This is a genomic window from Nocardia sp. NPDC058519, from assembly GCF_042719755.1.
Classification (GTDB): Bacteria; Actinomycetota; Actinomycetes; order Mycobacteriales; family Mycobacteriaceae; genus Nocardia.
Map to the genome: position 1 here is coordinate 1 of NZ_JBHXNK010000052.1, position 25,634 is coordinate 25,634.

General features: G+C 67.8%; 25 protein-coding genes. 16 read left to right on the plus strand and 9 right to left on the minus strand.

What is annotated here, in order from left to right:
• Window positions 1–174 precede the first annotated feature (174 nt).
• The 8 genes from clpB (at window position 175) to ACFWPK_RS33530 (ending at window position 9,351) form a co-directional block, all read left to right on the plus strand.
• Window positions 175–2,748 carry an ATP-dependent chaperone ClpB gene (clpB, locus tag ACFWPK_RS33495; RefSeq protein ID WP_378922710.1) on the plus strand — a complete coding sequence of 858 codons (2,574 nt, stop codon included), beginning with the start codon at window positions 175–177 and terminating at the stop codon, window positions 2,746–2,748.
• A 63-nt stretch (window positions 2,749–2,811) separates the two neighbouring features.
• Window positions 2,812–3,660, plus strand: coding sequence for a DUF5666 domain-containing protein (locus ACFWPK_RS33500; protein ID WP_378922712.1), 849 nt, complete (start codon window positions 2,812–2,814; stop codon window positions 3,658–3,660).
• 107 nt (window positions 3,661–3,767) lie between these two features.
• Window positions 3,768–4,931 (plus strand): hypothetical protein, encoded by a 1,164-nt coding sequence (locus ACFWPK_RS33505; RefSeq protein WP_378922714.1) that lies wholly within the window; start codon window positions 3,768–3,770, stop codon window positions 4,929–4,931.
• A 54-nt stretch (window positions 4,932–4,985) separates the two neighbouring features.
• Window positions 4,986–5,792: an SDR family NAD(P)-dependent oxidoreductase gene (locus ACFWPK_RS33510; RefSeq protein WP_378922716.1), complete on the plus strand. Its 807-nt coding sequence runs from the start codon at window positions 4,986–4,988 to the stop codon at window positions 5,790–5,792.
• A gap of 5 nt (window positions 5,793–5,797) precedes the next feature.
• Window positions 5,798–6,361: an orotate phosphoribosyltransferase gene (pyrE, locus tag ACFWPK_RS33515; RefSeq protein WP_378764439.1), complete on the plus strand. Its 564-nt coding sequence runs from the start codon at window positions 5,798–5,800 to the stop codon at window positions 6,359–6,361.
• Window positions 6,362–6,430: 69 nt separating this feature from the next.
• On the plus strand, window positions 6,431–7,489 hold the full coding sequence (locus ACFWPK_RS33520) for a beta-ketoacyl-ACP synthase III (RefSeq protein ID WP_378922718.1): 1,059 nt from the start codon (window positions 6,431–6,433) through the stop codon (window positions 7,487–7,489).
• A 1-nt stretch (window position 7,490) separates the two neighbouring features.
• Complete coding sequence (locus tag ACFWPK_RS33525) at window positions 7,491–8,180, plus strand: lysoplasmalogenase (RefSeq protein ID WP_378922720.1); 690 nt, start codon at window positions 7,491–7,493, stop codon at window positions 8,178–8,180.
• A 190-nt stretch (window positions 8,181–8,370) separates the two neighbouring features.
• Window positions 8,371–9,351, plus strand: a complete 981-nt coding sequence (locus ACFWPK_RS33530; RefSeq protein ID WP_378922722.1) for an alpha/beta hydrolase — start codon at window positions 8,371–8,373, stop codon at window positions 9,349–9,351.
• On the opposite strand, the gene ACFWPK_RS33535 is transcribed toward ACFWPK_RS33530, so the two are convergent.
• Entirely contained in the window at window positions 9,335–9,781 is a 447-nt protein-coding gene (locus ACFWPK_RS33535; RefSeq protein WP_378922750.1) for a hypothetical protein, read from the minus strand. The genes ACFWPK_RS33530 and ACFWPK_RS33535 overlap by 17 nt on opposite strands.
• A gap of 72 nt (window positions 9,782–9,853) precedes the next feature.
• On the opposite strand from ACFWPK_RS33535, the gene ACFWPK_RS33540 reads away from it, so the two are divergent.
• The 3 genes from ACFWPK_RS33540 (at window position 9,854) to ACFWPK_RS33550 (ending at window position 12,067) form a co-directional block, all read left to right on the plus strand.
• Window positions 9,854–10,156 (plus strand): DUF4190 domain-containing protein, encoded by a 303-nt coding sequence (locus tag ACFWPK_RS33540; protein WP_378922724.1) that lies wholly within the window; start codon window positions 9,854–9,856, stop codon window positions 10,154–10,156.
• Between the two features lie 21 nt (window positions 10,157–10,177).
• The gene (locus ACFWPK_RS33545; protein WP_378922726.1) at window positions 10,178–10,843 is read left to right on the plus strand and encodes a TrmH family RNA methyltransferase; all 666 of its coding nucleotides are present in this window, start codon (window positions 10,178–10,180) and stop codon (window positions 10,841–10,843) included.
• 132 nt (window positions 10,844–10,975) lie between these two features.
• Window positions 10,976–12,067 (plus strand): glycoside hydrolase family 76 protein, encoded by a 1,092-nt coding sequence (locus tag ACFWPK_RS33550; protein WP_378922752.1) that lies wholly within the window; start codon window positions 10,976–10,978, stop codon window positions 12,065–12,067.
• 1 nt (window position 12,068) lies between these two features.
• Here ACFWPK_RS33550 and ACFWPK_RS33555 read toward each other — a convergent pair whose 3' ends face one another.
• Together ACFWPK_RS33555 and ACFWPK_RS33560 are read right to left on the minus strand one after the other, a co-directional pair.
• A complete protein-coding gene (locus ACFWPK_RS33555; RefSeq protein ID WP_378922754.1) occupies window positions 12,069–12,734 on the minus strand; it encodes a DedA family protein in 666 nt (221 codons plus the stop codon).
• Between the two features lie 32 nt (window positions 12,735–12,766).
• Window positions 12,767–13,486: a DedA family protein gene (locus ACFWPK_RS33560; RefSeq protein ID WP_378922728.1), complete on the minus strand. Its 720-nt coding sequence runs from the start codon at window positions 13,484–13,486 to the stop codon at window positions 12,767–12,769.
• Between the two features lie 146 nt (window positions 13,487–13,632).
• On the opposite strand from ACFWPK_RS33560, the gene fbaA reads away from it, so the two are divergent.
• On the plus strand, window positions 13,633–14,670 hold the full coding sequence (fbaA, locus tag ACFWPK_RS33565) for a class II fructose-bisphosphate aldolase (RefSeq protein ID WP_378922730.1): 1,038 nt from the start codon (window positions 13,633–13,635) through the stop codon (window positions 14,668–14,670).
• Between the two features lie 30 nt (window positions 14,671–14,700).
• On the plus strand, window positions 14,701–15,819 hold the full coding sequence (locus ACFWPK_RS33570; protein WP_378922732.1) for a BTAD domain-containing putative transcriptional regulator: 1,119 nt from the start codon (window positions 14,701–14,703) through the stop codon (window positions 15,817–15,819).
• Window positions 15,820–15,831: 12 nt separating this feature from the next.
• Here ACFWPK_RS33570 and ACFWPK_RS33575 read toward each other — a convergent pair whose 3' ends face one another.
• From ACFWPK_RS33575 to ACFWPK_RS33585, 3 genes are all read right to left on the minus strand, one after another.
• The gene (locus ACFWPK_RS33575) at window positions 15,832–16,884 is read right to left on the minus strand and encodes a fused (3R)-hydroxyacyl-ACP dehydratase subunits HadA/HadB (RefSeq protein ID WP_378922734.1); all 1,053 of its coding nucleotides are present in this window, start codon (window positions 16,882–16,884) and stop codon (window positions 15,832–15,834) included.
• Between the two features lie 98 nt (window positions 16,885–16,982).
• The gene (locus ACFWPK_RS33580) at window positions 16,983–18,596 is read right to left on the minus strand and encodes a hypothetical protein (RefSeq protein ID WP_378922736.1); all 1,614 of its coding nucleotides are present in this window, start codon (window positions 18,594–18,596) and stop codon (window positions 16,983–16,985) included.
• A gap of 314 nt (window positions 18,597–18,910) precedes the next feature.
• Window positions 18,911–19,264, minus strand: a complete 354-nt coding sequence (locus ACFWPK_RS33585; RefSeq protein WP_378922738.1) for a hypothetical protein — start codon at window positions 19,262–19,264, stop codon at window positions 18,911–18,913.
• 644 nt (window positions 19,265–19,908) lie between these two features.
• On the opposite strand from ACFWPK_RS33585, the gene ACFWPK_RS33590 reads away from it, so the two are divergent.
• Window positions 19,909–20,343: a DUF3151 domain-containing protein gene (locus tag ACFWPK_RS33590; protein ID WP_378922740.1), complete on the plus strand. Its 435-nt coding sequence runs from the start codon at window positions 19,909–19,911 to the stop codon at window positions 20,341–20,343.
• A gap of 64 nt (window positions 20,344–20,407) precedes the next feature.
• The gene (locus tag ACFWPK_RS33595; RefSeq protein WP_378922755.1) at window positions 20,408–21,535 is read left to right on the plus strand and encodes an aromatic acid exporter family protein; all 1,128 of its coding nucleotides are present in this window, start codon (window positions 20,408–20,410) and stop codon (window positions 21,533–21,535) included.
• A gap of 1 nt (window position 21,536) precedes the next feature.
• Here ACFWPK_RS33595 and ACFWPK_RS33600 read toward each other — a convergent pair whose 3' ends face one another.
• Genes ACFWPK_RS33600 through ACFWPK_RS33610 form a run of 3 tightly spaced genes read right to left on the minus strand, consistent with a single transcriptional unit; the run spans window position 21,537 to window position 23,846 of the window.
• Window positions 21,537–22,391 carry a glycosyltransferase family 2 protein gene (locus tag ACFWPK_RS33600; RefSeq protein ID WP_378922742.1) on the minus strand — a complete coding sequence of 285 codons (855 nt, stop codon included), beginning with the start codon at window positions 22,389–22,391 and terminating at the stop codon, window positions 21,537–21,539.
• A 40-nt stretch (window positions 22,392–22,431) separates the two neighbouring features.
• Window positions 22,432–23,220 carry a site-2 protease family protein gene (locus ACFWPK_RS33605; protein WP_378922744.1) on the minus strand — a complete coding sequence of 263 codons (789 nt, stop codon included), beginning with the start codon at window positions 23,218–23,220 and terminating at the stop codon, window positions 22,432–22,434.
• Window positions 23,217–23,846, minus strand: a complete 630-nt coding sequence (locus ACFWPK_RS33610; RefSeq protein ID WP_378922746.1) for a hypothetical protein — start codon at window positions 23,844–23,846, stop codon at window positions 23,217–23,219. Before ACFWPK_RS33610 ends, ACFWPK_RS33605 begins: the two co-directional genes overlap by 4 nt.
• A gap of 267 nt (window positions 23,847–24,113) precedes the next feature.
• Between ACFWPK_RS33610 and ACFWPK_RS33615 the strand changes: the two genes are divergently transcribed.
• Window positions 24,114–25,403 carry an adenylosuccinate synthase gene (locus tag ACFWPK_RS33615; protein ID WP_378922748.1) on the plus strand — a complete coding sequence of 430 codons (1,290 nt, stop codon included), beginning with the start codon at window positions 24,114–24,116 and terminating at the stop codon, window positions 25,401–25,403.
• Window positions 25,404–25,634 lie beyond the last annotated feature (231 nt).

Sequence of the window (25,634 nt, forward strand, 5' to 3'; positions counted from 1 at the left end):
CCTTGTGTGAAGGGTCGATCGCCCTAGGAGATATCGAAAGAGTCACCCGGTCACGCCGCGAACGATCGACCCATCGCACCCACGCTCAGCCTCGCCGAAGACCTCAACGGGTCAGGAACTATGCAGGCGTCGGGTGCATCCGAACCAGTCGTTACCAGATAAGTAGGGAGATTCGTGGACTCGTTCAATCCCACCACCAAGACGCAGGCGGCATTCAACGCCGCCCTTCAGGCCGCCGCGGCGGCGGGCAATCCGGAGATCCGTCCGGCGCACTTGCTGGTGGCGTTGCTGGATCAAACCGATGGCATCGCCGCACCGTTGCTCAAGGCCATCGGGGTCGATCCGGCGACAGTCGAACGTGAGGCAGGTGCCCTCGTCGACCGCCTGCCGCGTGCTACCGGCGCCACCACCACACCACAATTGGGCCGTGAAGTCCTCGCCGCGATGACCGCTGCCCAACGGCTCGCCACCGAGCTCGGCGACGAGTTCGTCTCCACCGAAAACCTGCTGGTCGGGTTGGCCGAAGGTGATTCGGACGTCGCCCAGCTGCTGCGTAAGCACGGCGCCACCCCGGAGGCCCTGCGCGACGCGTTCACCGCGGTACGCGGCAGCGGCCGGGTCACCAGTGCCGATCCGGAAGCGAGCTACCAGGCACTCGAGAAGTACTCCACAGACCTCACCGAGCTGGCCCGCGCGGGCAAACTCGACCCGGTGATCGGGCGCGACACCGAGATCCGGCGCGTGGTGCAGGTTCTGAGCAGGCGCACCAAGAACAACCCGGTCCTCATCGGCGAACCCGGCGTCGGCAAGACCGCCATCGTCGAAGGTCTGGCCCGGCGCATCATCGAAGGCGATGTGCCGGAGTCGTTGCGCAACAAGAAGGTTGTCTCGCTCGACCTCGGCGCGATGGTGGCCGGTGCGAAGTATCGCGGTGAATTCGAGGAGCGGCTCAAGGCCGTGCTCGACGACATCAAGAACAGCGCGGGCGAGATCATCACCTTCATCGACGAGCTGCACACCATCGTCGGCGCGGGCGGCACCGGCGACTCGGCGATGGACGCGGGCAACATGATCAAGCCGCTGCTGGCCCGCGGCGAGCTGCGCCTGGTCGGCGCGACCACCCTCGACGAGTACCGCAAGTACATCGAGAAGGACGCGGCGCTCGAACGGCGATTCCAGCAGGTGCTGGTCGGCGAGCCGTCGGTGGCCGACACCATCGGCATCCTGCGCGGCATCAAGGAACGCTACGAGGTGCACCACGGCGTGCGGATCACCGATTCGGCGCTGGTGGCGGCCGCGACGCTGTCGGACCGCTACATCACCTCGCGGTTCCTGCCCGACAAGGCGATCGACCTGATCGACGAATCGGCTTCGCGCCTACGGATGGAAATCGACTCGCGCCCCGTCGAGATCGATCAGATCGAGCGAGCGGTGCGACGCCTCGAGATCGAAGAGGTGGCGCTGGAGAAGGAGACCGACGCCGCGTCCAAACAGCGGCTGGAGAAGCTGCGCCAGGAATTGGCCGACGACCGCGAGAAGCTCAGCCAGCTCACCACCCGCTGGCAGAACGAGAAGAACGCGCTCGATTCGGCGCGCGGGCTCAAGGAGCAGTTGGAGGCGTTGCGCGGGGAGTCCGAGCGGGCCGAACGTGACGGCGACCTCGGCAAGGTCGCCGAGCTGCGCTACAAGCGCATTCCCGACCTGGAGAAGGAGCTCGCCGACGCCGAAAAGGCCAGTGCCGCAGCGTCCGACGGTGACGTGATGCTCAACGAGGAGGTGACTCCCGACGACATCGCCGACGTTGTCTCGGCGTGGACCGGGGTGCCGGTCGGCCGGATGCTCGAAGGCGAGACCGCCAAGCTGCTGCGGATGGAAACCGAGGTCGCGGGGCGCGTTGTCGGGCAGGAAGAGGCGGTGCAGGCGGTCTCCGACGCGGTGCGCAGGGCGCGTGCCGGTGTCGCCGATCCGAACCGGCCGACGGGCTCGTTCCTGTTCGTCGGCCCGACCGGTGTCGGCAAGACGGAGCTGGCGAAGTCTCTCGCAGACTTCCTGTTCGCCGACGAACGCGCCATGGTGCGCATCGACATGAGCGAGTACAGCGAGAAGCACTCGGTGGCCCGGCTCGTCGGCGCGCCGCCCGGATATGTCGGCTACGACCAGGGCGGCCAGCTCACCGAGGCGGTGCGCAGGCGGCCGTATTCGGTGGTGCTGTTCGACGAGATCGAGAAGGCGCACCCGGATGTCTTCGACATTTTGTTGCAAGTTCTCGACGAAGGCAGGCTCACCGACAGCCAGGGCCGCACGGTCGACTTCCGCAACACGATCCTCATCCTCACCTCCAATCTCGGCGCCGGTGGCGACCGCGATCAGGTGATGGAGGCGGTGCGGCGCGCGTTCAAGCCGGAGTTCATCAACCGGCTCGACGACGTGGTGATGTTCCACGCGCTCGATGCCGCGCAACTGGAGTCGATCGTCGACATCAACCTGCGTCAGCTGCAGAAACGGCTCTCACAGCGCAGGCTGACCCTCGACGTCACCGACGAGGCCAAGCAGTGGCTCGCCGTGCGCGGCTACGACCCGGCCTACGGCGCGCGACCGCTGCGCAGGCTGATCCAGCAGGCCATCGGCGACAGCCTGGCCAAGGAACTCCTCTCCGGTTCGGTCGCCGACGGTGACACCGTGAAGGTGAGTGTGGACGACGCCGCCGACAAGCTCGTCGTCGAACGCGAAGTTATCCACAGCCCGTGATTTATCCACAGCCCGGTGCGTAGGGACCTCCCAAACGCACCGGGCTGTCCTACCCTGGAGCCCATGACGAACCCGAACGATCCGTGGGGGCAACGCCCGGAGGATTCGCCGACCGAACGGCTGGGTTCGCCGGGCACCGACTCGACCACGCCGTACGGAGGCAATTCGTTCGACGAGTGGGGGCAACCGTCGAACCCGACGCAGGCGTTGCCGCCGCACGATGCGCAATGGGGTGCCTACGAAAGCGGCTATCCCGCAGCTCAACCCCCGCCGCAGCAGGCGCCGCCCGGCTACGACCAGGGTTACCAGGCGCCGCCACCCGGCTATGACCAGGGTTACCAGGCGCCGCCACCCGGCTATGACCAGGGCTATCCCGCCGCGCCGCCACCGGGTTATCCACCGCGTCCGCAGGACGGTGACCAGCAAGAATCGCCCAAACGCCACACCGGTTTGTGGGTCGCGCTCGGCTTGGGTGTGCTGGCGCTGATCGCGGTCGGTGGGGTGCTGGCCGGTCTCGTGCTGAGCGGCAACAACTCCGAGGACAACACCGCATCGGCACCGACGACCACCCAACTGCTCGTCCCGCCGACGCTGAAGCAGACCACGCCGGGCGTGCCGCCGACGGCGAGCGGGCTCCCCGGCTTGCCCGGCCTGGGTGGCGGCGAAGATCTCGGCGCCACCATGGGCAGTATCACCGCCAATACCGGCACCGAGATCACCATGAGCACCCTCGGCGGATCCGATGTGCGGGTGCTGATCGACGATGCCACCCAGGTGATCTCGCTGACCAGCACGAAGGCGAGCGAGCTTCCCGTCGGCGACATGGTTATGGTGCAGGGCGACAAGAACCCAGACGGGTCGATCCACGCCAAGATCATTATCAGTACGGCGTTGCCGGGCGGCCCCCGATGAGCGACCCGCGCGTCGAATCCCCGGTGCTACCGGGCAATCACGGCGACGGCTGGATAGGCTAGGCGACGATGACGGCTATGTGGTTCGGGTTAGCAGCGATCGCACTCGTGGGTGCGATAGTCCTGCTGTATTTCGATCGGGTCCAGCGGCAGCGCACCGGACACGCGAGACAGGTGTGGGCGAAGTCCCAGGGCTATACCTACGTGTCGGTGGAGCCCGCGCTCGCCTCGACATGGCGTCGTGGCGCGCTGACCAAGCTCGGCTACCTCTCGGCGGTCGACGTGGTCTCCGGCATTCGCAAGGGCGAGAAGTTCGTGCTCTTCGACCTGGAGGACGCGGCCACGCTGGTGGCCGTGCGACGCCAGATCGGCTCCGAGATCGATGTCGATATGCGGCTCAAGACCGCGGCGCCGCCGAAGGACCATGATCTGGAACTGCTCGGCGCCATCGGCGACCGGGTGGTGTTCGCCACCGATCCGGAGATCGCGCGCCACGCCGTAGATCAGCGGATGGTGGGCTTCATCGAGTCGCTGTCCGACACCGTGCAGATGCTGTGGAGCGAGGGCAACTGGACTCTCGGCATGCTTCCCGTCGGCAGCGGATCCAAGGACTGGGAGACCGCGATCGACGTGGTGCTCCGGTTGTCGGGCCTGCTGCACGTGCTGCCCCCGGTGGCCGAGCCCAACGAATTCACGCGGCCGAGGTCGAGCGCCAATCTCGCGCCCGGCTTCCGCCCCGAGTACGACGACGAAGACGACGATCGCGAATTCGCTTCGGGTCGGACGGAATACGCCGACGTCGAAGAGCGTGGTCGCGCCCGCTTCCCCGGTCCCGACGAACTCGATGCCGACGACGAGCCCTACGCCGCCCGCGGCGCGGCGGCACGCCAGCCCGAGACCGACGAGCCCTACGACAGACGTGGTGCCGCGGGCGGCATCGACGACGACGAGCGCTATGCCTCTCGCGGTGCTGCCGCACGCCAGGACGACGGCGCTCGTGGCGGCCTGCCGCGCGAGGATCGCGCCCCGATCGGCGGCCGCGCCCCCGCGCTGCCCGCCGACTACGACCCCGATCTCGACGACCCCGAGTTCGAAGACCAGCCCGCACCCGGACGCCGCCCGCTCGGCGAACAGCCCAAGCGCCCGTCGCTGGCCGTCGTCCCCGAGCCGCGTCCCCGCACCGAGCCACCGCACGACGACGCGGAACCGGGCAGGCCGGGCGGACCGTTCCACCCCGGTTTCCGTCCGTACCAGGGTCCCGTACCGAAATGATCCACCTGCCGTGGTAGTCATCGCGGCACCCTCCTCGACCGGAATCGATCTGCGATGACCGCTAGTCCCCTGCGCCTTCCCGGCGTACACCGCCCCGTCGCCATGATCACCGGACCGACGTCCGGCATCGGGCAGGGCTTCGCCCACCGCCTCGCCGCACTCGGCTACGACCTGGTTCTCGTCGCCAGGAACGAGGAACGGCTGCGTGGACTCGCCGACGAGCTGGCCCGCCGTTTCGCCACCTCCGCCGAGGTCCTCATCGCCGACCTGGCCGATCACGACGACCGTGCCCGCGTCGCCGCGCGCGCCGCGAGCGGCATCGACTTCCTCTTCAACAACGCGGGTTTCGCGCATTCGGGTGAGTTCTGGACGCTCGAGCCCGCGCAGCTGCAAGCCCAGCTCGACGTGAACGTCACCGCGGTCCTGCAGCTCACCAGGGCGGCCCTGCCGCCGATGGTCGCGGCGGGCACGGGTTCGATCGTGAATGTGGCGAGTGTGGCCGGGTTGATCCCCGGACGGGGGTCGACCTACTCGGCCTCCAAGGCCTACGTCGTATCCTTCACGGAGGGTTTGGCGGGTGGATTAGTGGGCACCGGTGTCCGCATCCAAGCGCTGTGCCCCGGATTCGTGCAGACCGAGTTCCACCAGCGCGCGGGCATCGAGATGAGTTCGCTGCCCAAGCGCCTGTGGCTCGACGTCGATCAGGTCGTCGACGGGTGTCTGCAGGATCTGGACTCCGGCCGGGTGATCAGCGTGCCCGGCGTGCAGTACAAGGTGCTCACCGCGGTCGCGGGCTTCATCCCGCGCACCCTGGTGGCCCGCATGAATCGCGGACTCTTCAACGCACGCGGAAGGACATGACTTAGATGATCGACCAAGCACGTCAGGCGCTCACGAAGGCCGATCGCGACCAGCTGGCCGCCCTCGTGCGCGAGCTCGCGGTCGTGCACGGCAAGGTGACGCTGTCCTCGGGCAAGGAAGCCGACTACTACGTCGACCTGCGCCGCGCGACCCTGCACCACCAGGCCGCCCCGCTGATCGGTTCGCTGCTGCGCGAACTCGTCGCCGACTGGGACTTCGACGCCGTCGGTGGGCTCACCATGGGCGCCGACCCGGTCGCGATGGCCGTGATGCACGCGCCGGGCCGTCCGATCGACGCGTTCGTGGTCCGCAAGGCGGCCAAGGCGCACGGCATGCAGCGCCAGATCGAGGGCCCCAACATCGTCGGCAAGCGGGTGCTCGTCGTCGAGGACACCACCACGACGGGCAACTCGCCGCTCACGGCGGTGCGCGCGTTGCGCGATGCCGGTGCGATCGTGGTCGGCGTTGCCACCGTTGTCGACCGGGAAACCGGCGCTGACCAGGTGATCGCCGAGGAGGGGCTGGAATATCGATCCATCCTCGGTCTCGACGATCTTGCCCTGGGTTAGCCTGAACAACGCCGAACCCGGACGACGACGTGGTCTGTCCGGAAAGTCTGAAGGACGTGTGAGTCACCTGTGGTGAGCATTGCAGTTAACAAAGGTCGCGACAACGTTGCGATGCTCGGGATCGGTGCCTACCGGCCGAAGCGCATCGTCACCAACGCCGAAGTGTGCGAGACCCTCGACTCGACGCCCGACTGGATCTTCGAGCGCACCGGTATCCACAACCGGCGCTGGATCAGTGGCGACGAGACGATCCGGTCGATCGCCGCGGCCGCCGGTGAGCGTGCGCTGAACAACACCCCGATCGATCGATCCAAGATCGGCGCGGTCATCCTGTGCACTTCGAGCTGGCTGAAGCTGACCCCGCACGGCGCCCCCTCGGTGGCCTTCGACCTGGGGCTCAACGGCGTCGCAGCCTTCGACCTGACCTCCGGCTGCGGTGGCTTCTGCTACGGGCTCGGCGTCGCCGCCGACCTGATCCGCGCCGGTTCCTTCGACTACGTGCTGGTGATCGGCGCCGAGACGATGACCGTCGGCCTCGATCCCACCGACCGCGGCACCGCGATGATCTTCGGTGACGGCGCGGGTGCTGTGGTCGTCGGTCCGGCCGAGGACAACGGCATCTCCCCGACGGTCTGGGGCAGCGACGGTGAGAACGCCGAAGCCATCGCCCAGGACGTCGATTTCCTGGAGTACATGAACAAGGCGCAAGCCCTGCAGGGCACCGATCCCTCGGTCGAGGCCGTCGGCCGGATGTCGCTGCGCATGGAAGGCCCGAAGGTCTTCCGCTGGGCCGCGGTCACTCTGCCGCGCGCGCTCTCGGCGGCACTCGAGACCTCCGGCGTGGCCAAGGACGACATCGAGGTGTTCGTCCCGCACCAGGCCAACGCCCGGATCAACGAGCTGATGAAGAAGAACCTCGGCCTTGCCGAGAGTGTGCCGATCGCCAACGACATCGAGAACACCGGCAACACCTCCGCCGCCTCGGTGCCACTGGCGATCGAGGAAATGCTGGTCACCGGCAAGGCGAAGGGCGGTCAGCTCGCGCTGCTGCTCGGTTTCGGCGCGGGCCTGAGCTACGCGGGCCAGGTCGTTACCCTGCCGCCCGCCCCGAAGGAACCGAGCTTCTGACATGCGAAAGCTGCGCGCCGCTTACCTGGCGGCGGGGGCGGTCACCGTGTTCGGCGCCGTCACCGGCCGTGACCGCCTGCAATGGGTCGCCAAGCCCCTGCTGATGCCGCTGCTCGCCGCCGACGCGGTGACCGGCGGTGTCGAGCACGATCCGGCCGAGCGCCGGATCCTGCTCGGCTCGCTGGCCGCGGCCACCGTCGGCGACGTGCTGCTCCTCGACCCCGACGACGACCGCCGCCTCATCGCGGGCGCGTCATCGTTCGCGGTCATGCAAACCGGCTACTCGCTGCTGTGGTGGAAACGAGGCGCTCGTCCCCGCCCCGAGATCGCCCTGCCCAGGGTGGTGGCATGGGCAGGCGCGGCTGGTCTGCTGCGCGCTAAGGCCCCCGGCCTCGCGATCCCGCTCACCGCGTACGGCGCGACCCTCGGCACCGCCGCGACCCTCGCATCGGATCCTGCCCTTGCGCCGGACGCGAAGAACATCGCGGGCCTGAACATTCCGAACTCGGATCCTCGTAGTCGGCTCGGTGTCGGCGCCCTACTGTTCACCGTCTCCGACGCCTTGATCGTCCTGCGCCGCCTCTTCGCCGACGACGACCGCACCCGCAGGGTCACCGAAGGCGTAATCCTGGCAACCTACGTCGCCGCGCAATACCTGCTCACGGCCGCTCTTCGGGACCGCAGCCACTGATTTCGCTCGCACATGGGTAACTCATCGGGCACTAGCGAACCCGACCCGATCAAGACCGCAAGACGCCGGCACTACCTATCCCGCGCCTCCGTCTGGCCATGAATCGCGGGGAGGCGGAACAGCACGCCCCGTCACACGGCGCTTACCTCGGTGTCGTCACCATGCAACAGCCCGCGCGCACGCTTCCAGGATGACCGGGGAATCGCAGTTCATCGAGGTGCACGGGTATCGCCGGGCGTTCCGGATGGCGGGAAACGGGCCGCCGCTGCTGCTGATCCATGGGATCACCGACAGTTCGGGGACTTGGGCGCCGGTGTTCGACGCGCTCGCCGAGCACTACACCGTGATCGCGCCCGACCTGCTCGGTCATGGTGAATCGGCCAAACCGCGCGCCGATTACGCCGTGGCGGCTTATGCCAACGGCATGCGTGACCTGCTCAGCATTCTCGGCATCGAGCGGATCACCGTGGTCGGGCATTCGCTGGGCGGCGGGGTCGCGATGCAGTTCGCCTATCAGTTTCCCGAGAAGGTGGAGCGGATCGCGCTGGTCTGCCCGGCGGGGATGGGCGCGGGCGTGCACCCCGCGTTCCGGCTCGCGACCCTGGCGGGTGCGGGCCCCGCGCTGATGGCGATCACCAGCTGGCCGGTCCGCACCGCCGTGCGCGCCGCGATTCCGGTGGTGACGGCGGCGGGGGGACTCGGCCTCGGTCCCGAGGCAGAATACGTGCTCCGCCTCTACGGCCATCTCGCCGAACCGGGCGCCCGCAACGCCTTCCTGCGCACCATCCGCGCCGCCGCCGACCGTCGCGGCCAGACCATCACCATGCTCGACCGCGGCTACCTCGCCGCCCACCTCCCGACGCTGGTGATCGGCGGCACCCGCGACACCGTCATCCCGTCGGGCCACGCCGCTCGCGCCCACCGAGCCTTTCCCGGCAGTCGCATCGAGATCTTCGCTGGCGCAGGCCATTTCCCGCACCACTTCGACCCTGACCGCTTCGTCAAACTGATCCGCGCCTTCATCGAAGAGACCGACCCGGCCGTCTTCGATCCCCTCCGCTGGCAGCGCACCCTCCGCCGCGGCCGTCCCATCGTCGGCCTCCCCTCGCCCGATCCCGAGCTCGAACCAGCGCCCGTGCCGACGGTCGAACACCTCAAAGAACCAGGATGATCCGATCCCGGTCCTGCGGGTCGACGCGAATCGGAACCGTCTCTCCCACAACCATTCTCGGCTTGTGTACCGGCATCACGTCCACCACGATCGTCCCGTGGTAGCTCTCGGTCCCTGGCACCGTGAGCTCCACATCGAACTCGGTCAGCTCACTCGCATGATCGGTCCGGCTCAACGGATGCACCCCGTCGATCCGCGCCCACCCCTCCAGCCCGTACTTGCGCAACCGCCGATCCGCCCGCGTCGGCATCGAAGCCCATGTCATCGCGATCCCGCACGCCGAGCCGAACAGCCCGACCATGATCATCACCTGATACGGCGCCGTGCCCGGCGGTGCGTGCGGTGCCAACCAGCCCAGCCACACCGCGAGCGCGATCAGATACCCGGCCACGACGCCGATCAGCGCCCGGAATACCCGCTCATGATCCATCTCGCTCACCACCCGCAAGTCGGTGTTCTTCCAGGGTAAGCGCCCCACGGCCGCCGCGATTACGCTTGGCCGATGAGCTATCCGCCCCAGGGCTATTACGCGCGCCCGCCGGAGCACCCCGAGTCGAACACGGCCCTCATCCTCGGCATCCTCGGTCTTGCCCTGTGCGGCTTCTGCGCCCCGTTCGCCTGGGTGAAGGGTCGCAAGGTCGTGGCCGAGATCGATGCCTCCGGCGGCCAGTTCGGCGGCCGCTCGCAGGCCAACGCCGGCTACATCATGGGCATCGTCGGGACCTGTGTCCTCGGCCTGTACGTCGTGCTGACGATCGGTGTCGTGATCCTCCTGGCGACGACGGCCGATTCTTCGACCTACTGAGCCCCCACCTAGCATTGCCGGGTGAACGAACAAGAGGTCGCGGGCCCGACCGAGTGGGGCGAGCACCCGCACGGCCTCGGTCCGTGGGAGCAGGAACACGACACCCCGGTCCCCACCGACGCACGCTATGACCCCGTCCTGCTGGCCGAGGGCGACCGCCGCAATGTCGTCGACGCCTACCGCTACTGGACCCGCGAGGCGATCGTCGCCGACATCGACGCCCGCCGGTTCCCCTTCCATGTGGCCATCGAGAACTTCGGCCACGACGCCAATATCGGCACCGTCGTGCGCACCGCGAACGCCTTCGCCGCCGCGGCGGTGCACATCGTCGGCAGGCGGCGCTGGAACCGCCGCGGCGCGATGGTCACCGACCGCTACCAGCACCTCGTCCACCACAGCGACCTCGCCGAGCTGCGTGAGTTCGCCGCGCGCGAGGGGCTCACGGTGGTTGCCGTCGACAATGTCCCCGGCGCGGTCCCACTGGAAACGGCCGACCTGCCACGCGACTGCCTGCTGCTGTTCGGCCAGGAGGGCCCCGGCGTCAGCGACGACGCGAAAGACGCAGCGGCGCTGACTGTTTCGATCGCCCAGTTCGGCTCCACCCGCAGCATCAACGCCGGGGTGGCCGCGGGCATCGCCATGCACGCCTGGATCCGTCAACACGCCGATCTGTCCGCGGCTTGGTAACGGAATGGGCACGCCAATGTCGGTACCACCTGGCACCATGGAGCCATGACCTCGCGCAGCGGCCGGCGCCCCCAGCCCTCTGATCGCGCCGGATCCGTGCCCACCCCGGCGCTGTGGTCCGAGCGTGCCGATATGGCCGAGTCCGCGATCGTCTCGCGGCATCTGCGCATGCTGTGGGGTTGTCCGGGAACGGAATTGGGTGTTGTCGGCTGGCCGGCGACCCGCCGCGAACGGGCCTTCGCGGGCTGGCACTACTGGTGGCAAGCCCACCTGCTCGATGTGGCGGTGGACGCCGCCAACCGCGTCCCCACCCCGGCCAGACGCAGGCGTATCGGCGCGATCGCCCGCGGCATCCGGCTGCGCAACATCACCGGCTGGACCAACCGCTACTACGACGACATGGCCTGGCTGGCCATCGCCCTGGAACGCGCCGAGCGCACCCAGGAACTCACCTCGGCCCGCAGTGGACTCCTCGCCCTCGAACAGAAGCTCTACGGCGCCTGGGAACCCGAGGTCGGCGGCGGTATTCCGTGGCGGATCAAGTCGGACTTCTTCAATGCCCCGGCCAACGGCCCGGCGGGCATCGCGCTCTTACGCCTGGGTCGCGTGGAGCGCGCGCGAGAGATGGCCGACTGGCTCGACGCGACCCTCCGCGACCCCGAAACCGGTCTGATCCTCGACGGTATCCACCTACCCTCCGGTGAGATCGAACGCCCCGTGTTCAGCTACTGCCAGGGTGTCGTCCTCGGCTTGGAAGCCGAGCTGGCCGTGCACACCGACGACGACGAACGTCACATCGCACGGGTGAGCACCTTGCTGGCCGCGGTGGAAGAACACATGACCACCCGCCTGGTGATCAATGGCGGCGGCGGCGGTGACGGTGGCCTGTTCAACGGGGTGCTGGCGCGCTATCTCGCGGTGGTCGCCCTGATGTTGCCGGGCGAGGGCAAGCGGGCCGAAACCGATCGGCGCACCGCCGCGGCCATCGTGAAAGCCTCGGCCACCGCCGCCTGGGCCAATCGACTAGAGGTCGAAGGCGAGCCGCTGTTCGGGCACGACTGGAGCAAACCGGCCCGGCTCCCAGGAGGCACCGCTGGCGCGGGCAAGTTCACCCCGGGCGGTTCGGTGACGGCCTCGGCCGTGCCCGAACGCGACCTATCCGTGCAGCTGTCCGGCTGGATGCTGATGGAAGCCGCCTACCAGGTCAGCGCGGCCGGGCTGTAGCTCAGCGCTCGGCGTCGGCCGTGATGCTGGGCTCGAGGTCGTAATCCTCGACCGGCTTCGCCATCTCCTGGCGGTAGTGCCGGATACCGAGGATGGTGCCGATGATCAGACCGACGATCAGCGTGCCGATCACCGCGGGCATGAGCCACGGCACCTGCTCCAGGAACTCGCCCGCGTAATACCCGATCAGCAACAGCACCGGCGCCCAGATGATCGCGCCCAGCGTGCTGGCAACGGTGTAGCGCCGATGATCCATCCCGGCCGCGCCCGCCACCATCGGGCACAGCGTGCGCACCCACGGAATCCAGCGGGCCACCAGCACCGCGAGGAACCCGTGCCGTTCGAGCAGATCGGTGACCTTGGCCAGATTCTTGGTGTTGATGTAGCGGCCGTTCTTGCGCGCCACCACGCGATGCCCGGTACGCGCCCCGACGACATAACCCACTTGATTACCCGCGATCGCCGCGAGCATCGTGCCCACCGACAACGCCCAGACCTGCGCTTCGCCATTGGCGTGCGAGGCCAGCACGATACCGGCGGTGATCAGCATCGAATCACCGGGCAGGAACAGCCCGATGATGAACGCGCATTCGAGAAAGACGAAAACGAGCACCACCGTGCAGACCACAGCGGGGCCCGCCGAGATCAGCGGATCGAAGCTGCCCATAGCGAGGGTGGACGGTACTGCGGTCACAGGGATCAGTGCGTCTCGTTCGTCGAAGCAGCCAGCTCGCCGCTCTGCGCCGGCGCGGCCGGTGCGTTGCGGCGCTCGAGCACCTTCTTACCGACCGTGATGATCGCGGGCAGGATCGAGACGAACACGATCAGCAGGAAGATCGCTTCGACGTGGTCGCGGATGAACGGCACATTGCCGAGGAAGTAGCCGATGATCGTGACACCGCCACCCCACAGCACCGCGCCGACGATGTCGAACGCCACATACTTGCGGTAGCTCATCTGCGAGACACCGGCCAGCACCGGCATGAACGTGCGCACGATCGGCACGAACCTGGCCAGGATGATGGTCTTGGGGCCGTGCTTCTCGAAGAACTCGTGCGTCTCGGTGACGTAGTGCTTCTTGAAGAAGCGGCTGTCTTCCTTCTTGAAGATGGCCGGACCGATCTTGCGGCCGATCCAATACGCACACTGGTCGCCGGCGAAGGCCGTGATAATCACCAATGGCACGAGCACCCAGATCTCCGGGCCGGTCTCACGCGCGGCCAGCATGCCGCCGGTGAACAGCAGCGAGTCACCAGGCAGCAAGGGGAACAGCAGGCCGGTCTCGATGAAGACAATCGCCAGGATAGCGGGGATAACCGCCTTGGACAGCCAGGTCTGTTCGAGTAGATACAACGGGTCCAGCAACTGGGTCAACGCAAGGTTGCTCGTCACCGCATCGGATACCGCCAGCAAAGTCACGGCCCCCACAGTACCGGTCCGATCTGTGACATGAGTGCCCTGCGGGTGAACCTCGCCCCACCGGGTGATCTCGCGTTCGCCTTCCTAATTTAGGGTGTGGCCTGACAGAATTGGTTTTTGCTCCCCACAAGACGGAGGTCACTGCTGTGCCTATCGCGACCCCGGAGGTCTACGCCGAGATGCTCGGCCGGGCCAAGGCGCACTCGTTCGCGTTCCCGGCTATCAACTGCACTTCGTCGGAGACGATCAACGCCGCCATCAAGGGCTTCGCCGACGCGGGCAGTGACGGCATCATCCAGTTCTCCACCGGTGGCGCCGAATTCGGTTCCGGCCTCGGTGTGAAGGACATGGTCACCGGCGCGGTGGCACTGGCGGAGTTCGCGCACATCGTCGCCGCGCGCTACGACGTGACGATCGCGCTGCACACCGATCACTGCCCCAAGGACAAGCTGGACACCTACGTGCGTCCGCTGATCGCGATCTCGCAGGAGCGCGTGAACAACGGCCTGAACCCGCTGTTCCAGTCGCACATGTGGGACGGCTCGGCCATCCCGATCGACGAGAACCTCGAGATCGCCAAGGAACTGCTGAAGGCCTGTCAGTCGGCCAACATCATTCTCGAGGTCGAGATCGGTGTCGTCGGCGGCGAGGAAGACGGCGTCGAGGCCGAGATCAACGACAAGCTCTACACCTCGCCCGAGGACTTCGAGAAGACCATCGACGCGCTGGGCGGTGGCGAGAACGGCAAGTACCTGCTCGCGGCCACCTTCGGCAACGTGCACGGTGTGTACAAGCCGGGCAACGTGGTGCTCAAGCCCGAGGTGCTGGCCGAGGGCCAGCGCGTCGCGGCCGCCAAGCTGGGCCTGGCCGAGGGTGCGCAGCCGTTCGACTTCGTCTTCCACGGTGGATCGGGCTCGCTGAAGTCCGAGATCGAGGACTCGCTGCGCTACGGCGTGGTGAAGATGAACGTCGACACCGACACCCAGTACGCCTTCACCCGCCCGATCGCCGGTCACATGTTCGCCAACTACGACGGTGTGCTGAAGATCGACGGTGAGGTCGGCAACAAGAAGGTCTACGACCCGCGCAGCTACCTCAAGAAGGCCGAGGTCTCGATGGCCGAGCGCGTGGCCGAGGCCTGCAACGACCTGAAGTCGGCCGGTCGCTCCGTCAGCGGTTCCTGATTTTCGCACCAACAAACGGGGCCCGAGCTCATGAGTCTTGATGTCCGTGTGCTCGGGCCCGTCCGATTGCTCGTCGGCGGTGAGCCGGTAGCGGTCGGCGGGCCCAAGCCGCGCGCTCTCCTTGCCGCGCTCACCGTCAACAGGCGGCGCGCGGTGTCTTCTGCTGTGCTTGCCGAGATGGTCTGGAACGAGGATCCACCGGATTCCTACGCCGCCAGTCTGCAGGTGTTCGTGTCGAACATTCGCAAAGCGCTGCGCAATGCGGGGATCGATTCGGCGCAGGTGTTGCGGACCGAGGGCGCGGGGTATCGGCTCGAAATCCCCGATACCGCCTGTGATCTCGGACGGTTCGAGAGCGCGCGAGAAGCGGGTTCGCGGTGTCTCGACGTGGGCGACCACCCCGGTGCCGCCAACCTCTTCGGCGCTGCACTGCGTGAATGGACCGGGCGGGCGCTGGCCGACCTGGCCGGATTGCAGTTCGCCGACGGTTTCGCCACCGCGATGAACGAGGAGCGGCTACTGGCCGTCTCCGCCCGCGTGGACGCTGAGATCGCCTGCGGTCGGGCGTCTTCGGTGATCGGCGAGTTGGTATCGATGACCAACGAGCATCCGCTGCGCGAGCCGCTGTGGGGGCAGCTGATCACCGCGCTGTATCTGTCCGGGCGGCAGGCGGACGCACTGGAGGCGTGCCGGCGGGTGCGTGGGGTGCTGGCCGAGGAACTGGGAATCGATCCCGGCGCGGCCCTGATCGAGCTGGAGCAGCGGGTTCTGCGGCAGGAGCCGTTGAATGTGCTGGCGTCCAGGCGATCTGATCAGGTGGCCGCGGCGATGACCGAGACCGTCACCGAGGTGCCGCAGTCGATCCGGAACGGCAATCTGCGTTTCGCCGACGGCCGCACGCTGCCGATTCCCCACGGCGGCATCAGGATCGGCCGCATGACCGACAATGAACTGGTCCTCGATGATCCGAAGGCCAGCCGGTATCACGCGCACATCATGCCGAGCCGCGCCGGTCTGCTGATCAAGGATCTGCACTCCGCCAACGGGGTTTACGTCAACGAGGTGCCGATCGACAGCGGTGCCCTGTTGGCCGATGGGGACATCATCCGAATCGGTGGAACCGTTTTGGTGTTCATCGCGGTGAAGTAAGGCTGCTCCGGGCTACGTCAGCCGGATCTCAGCCGCTGCTCGACCGAAGAGCTTGCGGCCCTCGGAAACTCCGCTCAACAGCACCGTCGCCGCGCGCCGACCGGGATCGACCGACTTGATCTTTCCGGAGAACTCGATCACGCCGGCTTCGGCGGGCGGAACCGGAACGAACCCCGAGAACCGGACGCTCAGCTTCTCGATGGCAGTCGGGTCGCCCAGCCAATCGGTCAGGTACTGCGCGGCCAGGCCCATGGTGAGCAGGCCGTGGGCCACCACTGTGGGCAGCCCGGCCAGTTCGGCGGCGCGGTCGCTGAAGTGGATCGGGTTGGGGTCGCCGGAGACGCCCGCGTAGTTGGCCAGGTCGCCGCGGGTCAGGCGGGCGGTGGCGGGCGGGAGCTCGGTTCCCTTTGCCAGGGTGTCGAATTCGGGGGTGGTGTTGACCGCGACGGGTTCGCGCGGGAGCGGCTCGGGGACGGGGCCGGTGCGGCGGATCAGCACGTCGCCGGTGTCGGCGGCGACGTCGGGTCGGGGCTGCATGCTGATGTTCTCGACGGCTTCGACGATATTGGCGTCGACCTCGATGCCGCGGCGGGCCACGATCGTGGTGGTGCCCTGCACGGCGACCTGGTCGTGCTGGTTGCGCAGCTTGAAGCCGACGTTGATGAAGTCGTTGTCGCCGAACTGACGGATCGACTCGATCTCGATCTCGGTGCTGATCCGGTCGCCGGCCAGCATCGGGTGGAACAGCTCGAAGACCTGGTCGGTCTGCAGCACCTGCGACAGGTCGTACTCGGTGAGCACACTGTCGAGCAGGGCGCGGGTGGCGGTCATGCCGATCACCGAGGCGAAGGTCGGCGGGGCGATCACCCCGTCGTAGCCGAGCTTGCGCGCGTCGACTTCCTGCTGGTGGGCGGGGTGCAGATTCTGCACGGCCCTGGCGAATTCCCGGATCTTCTCGCGGCCGATTTCGTAGTGATCGCGGAACCCGAAGCGCTGACCAACCAGCGTCGCATCCGGGACCACAGCTTCGATGTCCGGCTGCTCCACTGTCTGTTCCCTGCTCATGATCCGGAAAACTTTACTTGTTTACCCATCTGGATCACCAGTTATGTGTGACCCGTCATAGCAGTCAGAAGTGTCCGCTACGACGGGTCGACGCACGATCAGGGAGTACCCGCGGGGTCACACACCTTCCAGCTACCGTCGGTGCGCTGCAGGTCGAACGTCCGCGCGGTCCGCTTCGACGGATCCGCCGAGGTGTAGACCGTGGCCTGGGCCAGCGCGGTGTCGCCGGTGATCCGCACCGCGTCCACGCTGTCGACCACCGGAATGGAACCGCGCTCGGTCGAGACCTCGTGTACGCCCTTGAACTGTTCGGGAGTGATGCCCTGATAGAACGTGTGCAGCTCGCCACAGGTGCTCGCCCGCAGGTCCTCGAGGTCACCGCTGCGCAGCGCGTCGGTGTAGTCCCCGATCACCGCCTTCACCTGTCCCTCTGGCGAGTTGTCCGCACCGCCCATCAACGCCACCACGGTCGCGATCAGGGCAACGACGAGCACCGCGGCACCGCCGGCGGCCAGCAGCCACTTCTTGGGCCGCTTCGCGCCGGGTTCCGCCGGAGCCTCGCCCGGCGTCCCGATTCGCTGGGGCGGCGCCACCTGCCGCTGCCCCTCCGCCAACTGCTGTGCGGGGCGCGTCGGCTGGATGTCCGCGGGTGAAGGTGCCGATCCACCCGTGCGCTGCGGGGCACCCGGTCCGCGTGGCGGCGAAGGCTGCGTCTCCTCGACGCCCTGCTGCCCTGCACCACGGGGGTCTTGTGGGCCGGGGCCCGTCGGCCCGTGCTGGCCGGGGCCGACAGGTCCTTGCTGACTACGTGCCGCCGGTCCTTGCTGACCCGGTCCCGCCTGCCCGTGCTGACCCGGGCCCGCCGGCCCGTGCTGGCCAAGACCTGACGGCCCGTGCTGGGCCGGACCCGCGGGGGGCTGGCCCTGACCGGCAGGCCCGAACTGGCCGGGCCCGGCAGGCCCTTGCTGGCCGGCCTGGCGCGGCCCGGCCGGACCACGCGGCGTATTCGGCGGCGGGGTCATCGCGGGCCGTCCACCGGCAGGCGGCACCACGCGATCGGTCCCGCCCGGACCGGCGGTCTTCGCCCGCTGCACCGGCATGGCGGTGGTCGGCGCATCCGCCGCGCTCGCCACCCGCATTGCCACGGTCTGGTCCTCGGAAGCGGGACCGTCTGTCTTCGGCCCACCCGTCTGGAACTTCTCGGTCGCGTCGACGTCGACCGGTTTGTCGCCCCGCGAGTTATCCGCAGCAAGCCCGGACCCAGCGGCCCCGAACCCGGTAGCCCCTGCCCCTGAGATGCCGGACTTTGCGGTCGTGGCTGAATCGGCCTCGGACCCCGCGTCTACAGCGGCAGTCGGTTCACCCTTCGGGCCGGCAGCGGTCGGCGCACTCGAATCAGCTTCGGCTGCGGTACCTTTCGTGCTGTTTGTGTGGCTGTCACCGTCCTGTACGCGCGCGCCGGAGCCACCATCGGCGGTCGACTTCGAGCTCCGCGGATCTGACGACTCGTCGGTTCCGCTGCCCGCTGCAGCAGCAGCACCCGCTGCACCCGCCACCGCTGCGCTGGCAACCGAGCCGCGCGCGGTCGTGCCATTCGGCGCGGATACCTTGTCGGACTTCGCATCCGACGCCTCGGCGAGATCGGCCTTGTCCATCCCAGCGGTCGGCACATCCGCCTGCGCCGACTTCGCCTGGGCACCACCGATCTTCACCGTTCGGTCATCGGCCGAACCACGATCCGCCGCCGGATTCCGCCCAGGAATCGACATCGCGGTCGTCGCTGCGTCCGGTCCGGCGAGGTCGGGACCCTGCACGTCGCGAGGCCGCGAGCTCGAGGCATCTGCCTGCTCTCCGGGCAGCCCTTTCGACAACCCCGCCAACGGCGACCCGCCACCAGCTGAATCCTGTTCCGCGCCTTGCCCACCCGGACTCGCGGGTGCGTTTCCTTGCCGACCGACGGGCGATCCACCACCGGGCACGCTCACTCGCGGAGCACCACCCGGTCCCGCAGGCCGTGGTCCACCACTCACATTGCCCGGTCCGCCGATCGGCCGGGCGCCGGGCGCACCGCTGTTTTCCCCGGCGTGGGGTCCACCGGCTTGCTGCGGACCTGGTCCGCGTCCTGCTTGCGGTCCACCCGGCTGCTGTGGACCGGGTCGGCCGCTCGGTCCGTGTCCCGCTTGGGGACCACCGGTTTGCTGTGGACCGGGTCCACGTCCCACTTGCGGTCCGCCGCTCTGTTGCGGACCGGGCCCGCCGACCGGACCACCGGATCGCGATCCACCCTGACCTGGATGTTGTTGTGCACCGGGCGCGTTGCCCGGCCGACCTGAAGGTTGTTGCGTACCGGGCGGCTGTCCCGCGCCGGGACGCGTCCCACCGGGCGTAAACCCTGGCCGACCCCATGACTGCTGCGACCCCGGACCCGAAGGCTGTTGTCCACCGGGCACATTGCCCGGCCGTGCCGGTCCCACGCCGGGTGCGTTGCCGCCCGGCCGTCCACCGGCGGGGTTGCCCGGCGGTACGCGAGGTCCACCTTGTGGAGATCCACCAGCCTGAGCTCCACCGGGACCACCGGTGCGCTGAGGACCGCCCTGCCCCGCGGGAGGCTGCGTCCCACCGGAACGCGCGTCCTGCGCCCGCGCGGCATCATCGGGCTGACCCGGCAGATCCCCGCGCCGGATCACCACCGTCTGATCCGCACCCACCGGCGGCCTCGTCGCGCGGTCCGGCTCGGTGACCGACTCCGGTGCGCCGGGAGGAGACGCGGACGAATCGTCACGCTGGCCGGGCGCGCCGGGACCGGCAGACTCTGCTGCCGGGTTGTTCTCGTCGGTCGGGTCGGACACCTCTGTACCCCTCGCTCAGGCTCGAACGTTGCACTCTGCGCTCAGCCTAATAGGCGCGGACGCGAAGCGGTCCCAAGTCTGTTGCGCATGGCTGTCGCGAAGGCGCGGGGGCGCGTGGGTGAGTGCTGCGGCGGGCGGGTCGGCGCCTGTCGGACGCTCGGTGCACAATGAACCCATGACCTCCTTCGGTGACCTGCTCGGACCGCAGCCGGTCCTCCTTCCCGAACTGATCGACGCCGAAGACGCCATTGCCGCGGGCACCGACCCTGTCGAGGTCGCCGCGCAGTACCCGGCCGCATCGATCGCATGGGCCCAGCTGGCAGAGGCCGCGCTGAAGCGCGCCGGTGGCGAGGTGAACCACGACACCGTCGCCGCGTACGCCTTCGCCCGCACCGGCTACCACCGCGGCCTCGACCTGCTGCGTCGCAACGGCTGGAAGGGTTTCGGCCCCGTCCCGTGGAGCCACGAACCCAACCAGGGTTTCCTGCGCAGCGTCGGCGCGCTGGCCGCCGCGGCGAAGACGATCGGCGAAACCGAGGAGTACGCGCGCTGCCTCGACCTGCTCGAGGACTGCGATCCGCGCGCGGCGAACGAACTCGGCCTGGATTGAGTCAGTGGTCGGGTCCGAGTCGTAGGTGAGCGAGCACAAGCCTTTCGTCGCCGTCGCCACTCCGGTGGTCGCGGCCGCCAAGGTCACGACCGTCGGCCGGTACCGGGCGTCGATCGAACGCTTGCGGCTCTCGACCATCCCGATCATCCAGTGCGCGCTCGGCGCCGCACTGGCCTGGTTCATCGCCCACGACCTCGTCCACCACGTCGAACCGTTCTTCGCGCCGACCGCCGCGGTGGTCTCCATCGGTATCTCGTTCGGTGCGCGAGTGCGCCGCTCGGTGGAGCTGGTGGTCGGTGTCGCGGTCGGCATCGGGATCGGCGACCTGTTCATCGCCCAGGTCGGGACCGGTGTCTGGCAGGTGGGCCTGGTGGTCGCCGGTGCGATGGCGGTGTCGGTGTTTCTCGGCAGCGGCGCGCTCATGACGATCCAGGCGGCGGGTTCTGCCGTGCTGGTCTCGACCTTGAATCAGGCGCCCGGCGCGGGCCCCAACCGCATGATCGACGCCTTGATCGGCGGACTCGTCGGCGTGCTGATGGTCGCGCTGATCCCACTGCACCCGGTCCGCCGCGCCCGCGAACACGCCGCCGACGTGCTGTCGGTGATGAGTAAATCGATGATCGCCTGCGCCGACGGCCTGCTCGAACAGGACTCGACGAAGGTGTCCGACTCGCTCTCGGCGGTGCGCGACACCCAGCCCCAGATCGACGCCCTACGCGACGCACTCGCAGGCGGCCGCGAGGTCAGCCGGATATCGCCGCTGTACTGGAATTCCCGAAAACGCCTGCAACGCATCCACAACGCGGCCGACCCGCTCGACAACGCCGTCCGCAATGCCCGTGTGCTGCTTCGTCGTTCGCTCACCCTGGTCCGCGACGACGAGGTCCTCGATCCGCGCTTGATCGACCTGGTCGACCAGTTGGGCCACGCCACCGACGTGGTCCGCAAGGTGATGCTTGCCGACCCTGGCGAGCAACCCGATCAGGCCGAGGCCCTCAAGTCGTTGCGCAGCGTCGCCAAGGATGCCCGCCCCGAACTCGTTGTCGGGGCGGGGTTGTCGGCACACGTGGTGTTCGCGCAGATCCGTTCGATCGTGGTGGATCTGATGGTGGTGTGTGGGATGCAGCGCATCTCGGCGATCGCGCTGCTCCCGCCCACGGTGCCCAATCCGTATGTGACGCCGGAGGAGTAACTCAGTCGCCGACGGGGGAAACGCGCGGGCGCCCGGAACGCAGCGAGAAACGCTTGCGGTCGAAGTCCCACGCCCGGTAGATAGGCCACTGCGAGGTGTGCATGATCCACGCGCCGGTGATCACCGCGCGATGGAACGGCACGATGTTGTAGCCCTGGTTGGCGATGGTCTGCAGGCCGCGCAGCTGGTACTTCCACCACACGTCGGGCGGGGTCTTGCGCCGCCGCGCGGAGATCTCGGCCCGCAAGGTCGGTAGCTGGTCGATACGCAGCTTCGCCTTCGAGAGGCACAGTGCCAGATCGAGGTCTTCGTGCAGGTCACGGCGGGTGGTGGTGGCCGAACGCACCTGGTCCCACGCCGCGCGCCGGATCGCCATATTGGCACCGTGCACATTGCCGACGGGCTGGGTCTTGATCATCCCGAGCCGTTCCTGCCCGCCGATCGCGGCGGCGAGGAAGATGCCGATCGGGGAGTCGTGATAGGTACTGATGCCGGTCACCGCCATGGTGTCCGCGTAGGAGTCGAGGTGGGCGCGCACGGTGGCGCCCCACTCGGGGGAGACGAGGGTGTCGGCGTCGATGCGACCGAGGTAGTCGCCGCGAGCCTTGTCGAAACCGGTGTTGCGAGCGAACGCGACGCCGGGTTGCGGCTCGGAGATCAATTCGATCTTGGGATGTCGGGCGGCGAGTTCGGCGACGATCTCGCGGGTGTTGTCGGTGCTGCCGTTGTCGACGACGACGATCTCGTCGATCGTGTCCTGGCCGACAAGACGCTCGAGGCATGCGGTGATGCCCGCTGCTTCGTCGAGCGCCGGGATGACGACGGACAGGACAGCGGACGATCCGGTGGAGCTCATACGCAATTTCCGTTCCAGGGTCGAGTCTGACCCGAGGCTATCAACGCCAGAAACGGGTCAACTGGCCACCATAGGCGGCCCACACCTCAGGTACCCCCGACAATTCGAACAATGCGTAAACACCGTTGAAGAACACCTGACTCAGCGGGGTGAAAAAGATGACAGCGAACAGGATCAACATGCCGTAGGGCTTGAACTGATCGAGCGAGCGCCGCGTCTGGTAGCTCAGCGACGGCTCGATGATCCCGTAGCCGTCCAGCCCCGGCACCGGCAGAATGTTCAGCAGAAACGCCGTGATCTGCAGAAACGCCAGAAAACTGAGCCCGCACCAGAACGCGGGATGCTCGGCGACCGATCCGAAAGCCCGGATCACGATCAGCAGCACCACCGCGCACAGCGCGTTCGACGCGGGTCCGACCGCGCTCACCAGGCGTTGCACACTCGTCTTGAACCGTGTCGTGTCCACATACACCGCGCCACCGGGCAAACCGATCCCGCCGAGCGCGATGAACACCAGCGGCAGGCCGATCGACAGCACCGGGTGGCTGTATTTCAGCGGATTCAGCGTGAGATACCCACGCACCTCCACCTCGTGATCGCCCGCCCGCCACGCCACATACGCGTGGGAGAACTCGTGCAGGCACAAACTGACGATCCAGCCGAACACCACGAGCAGGAACACGCCGACCTTGGCGCGCACCGACTCGATATCGGCGTCCCAGGCGAGTGCACCGCCGCCCACCGCGACCAGCACGATCAGCAGGAAAACCGGGCTCGGCCGCACCGCGCTGTTCCCGGTCCGCCGATCCGAGGGGAAGGAGTAGGTCATCGCACCAGCAACCAGGGTTGTTCGAATCGATAGAAGGTCGAGCGGGGCACGGTGCGTTCGGCGGTGATCCCGTCGCGGGTGACCACGGCCCCCGGGGTGCCGAGCTGGGCGGCACGACCGGAAACCCAGGTGCGCTTGCGCATGCCTTTGCGCACGCGTGCGCGGACACCGGGCATGGTCATCGTCGGCGAGATCAGCATCGTGGTGACCTTGCCGGTGAACAGCAGTGTGTCGTCGACATAGGCTTCGCCCTCGAGCTTGGCGCCGTCGACTCCGGTGATGCTCGCGCGCCCGACCAGCACGGTGCCGGTGTCGTCGCGGATCAGCGGCGTCTCGATCGCCCGGCCTTCCACCGCTCGTTTCGCGGCGCCGTTACCGGTTCCGGTCTGATAGACCCGCGAGGCATAGGTCGTATCGACCGGTACGAAACCGACTTCGACATGCAACCGCTCGGTGCGCATCAGATGTGTGAGCACGGCGGCGAGCGAGGCGTCGGCGCCGAGGACGATCAGGCGCGGCAGGCTGTCGGCGGCCAGCACCGGCAGCAGTTCATCGATCACCGCGACATCGGGCACCCGCCCGGTCTGGGTATTGGGTAATGAGGAGAGCGCGATCGGGACCGGCATATCACCGCATCGGAGAACGTGGGTACTCAAACTGCGGTACACCCTCCTCGGTCAAGCAAACTCACTGCCGACTGGTAACCGTAACCGATCAGGGCAGGTGCGGTAGGCCGGGGTCGGGAGGCCTGCGACGGGGCAGGCCGACAGGACCTGATCAGGCGTCGGCTAGACTGTGCCTCCGGCCACCGCCTCAGTGATAGACGCGCCAGCGTCTACGGCAGGTAGCTGCAGCGCCGCGTGTGCTGCCGTCGATCTGTAGGAGACTCCGAAATGCCGGCAATCGTCCTCATCGGTGCCCAATGGGGCGACGAGGGTAAGGGCAAAGCTACAGACCTGCTCGGTGAGCGGTTGCAGTGGGTGGTCCGATACCAGGGCGGCAACAACGCCGGTCACACGGTGGTTCTCCCCAATGGCGACAAGTTCGCTCTGCACCTGATTCCGTCCGGCATCCTCACCCCTGGCGTCAAGAACGTCATCGGTAACGGTGTCGTCGTCGACCCGGGCGTGCTGCTCGACGAGCTCGCCGGTCTGGAAGAGCGCGGAGTCGACACCTCCGGCCTGCTGCTCTCCGCTGACGCGCACCTGATCATGCCGTATCACGTGGCCATCGATAAGGTCACCGAACGCTTCCTCGGCAACCGCAAGATCGGCACCACCGGTCGCGGTATCGGCCCCTGCTACCAGGACAAGGTCGCCCGCGTCGGCGTCCGCGTCGCCGACGTGCTCGACGAGAAGATCCTCACCCAGAAGGTCGAGGCCGCCCTGGAGTTCAAGAACCAGGTGCTGGTCAAGATCTACAACCGCCGCGCGCTCGACACGCAGCAGGTGGTGGACGAGGTGCTCGAGCAGGCCGAATCGTTCAAGCACCGCATCTCCGACACCCGGCTCGAGCTGAACCTGGCGCTCGAGCGCGGCGACACGGTGCTGCTGGAAGGCTCGCAGGGCACGCTGCTCGACGTCGACCACGGCACCTACCCGTTCGTCACCTCGTCCAACCCGACCGCGGGTGGCGCGGCGGTGGGTTCGGGTATCGGACCGAACAAGATCGACACGGTGCTCGGCATTCTCAAGTGCTACACCACCCGCGTCGGCTCCGGCCCGTTCCCGACCGAGCTGTTCGACAACTTCGGTGAGTTCCTGGCCAAGAACGGTGGCGAGGTCGGTGTCACCACCGGTCGTGCGCGTCGCTGTGGTTGGTTCGACGCGGTGATCAGCCGGTACGCCACGCGCGTCAACGGCGTCACCGACTACTTCCTCACCAAGCTGGACGTGCTGTCCGGGCTGGATACGGTGCCGATCTGCGTGGCGTACGAGATCGACGGCAAGCGGGTCGAGCAGATGCCGACTACGCAGACCGAGTTCCACCACGCCAAGCCGATCTACGAGGAGCTGCCGGGTTGGTGGGAGGACATCTCCCACGCGCGCACCTTCGAGGAGTTGCCCGCCAACGCGCAGGCGTATGTGCTTCGGTTGGAAGAGCTGTCGGGTGCTCGGATCTCGTGCATCGGTGTCGGTCCGGGTCGTGACCAGACGATCGTTCGGCACGATGTTTTGGCTTGATGTGAGGCTGGGGAACTAGTCGGGAGGTCCGGTGCCGGTCAGGCGCCGGGCCTTTCTTTATGTGGTCCATGGGGCAGAGCTACGGGGGTTTGGTGCTCCCGGGCGGTTTGTGGGGCGGGGCGCCCGGGGTTTGAGTAGTCCCAGGCAGGTTTGACGCTGTGTTTTTTGGAGCGCTGGCGCGCTCGAGTCGCGGCCCCGAGGGGCCGCCGGTTAGGCACCGGTGCTTGCTCC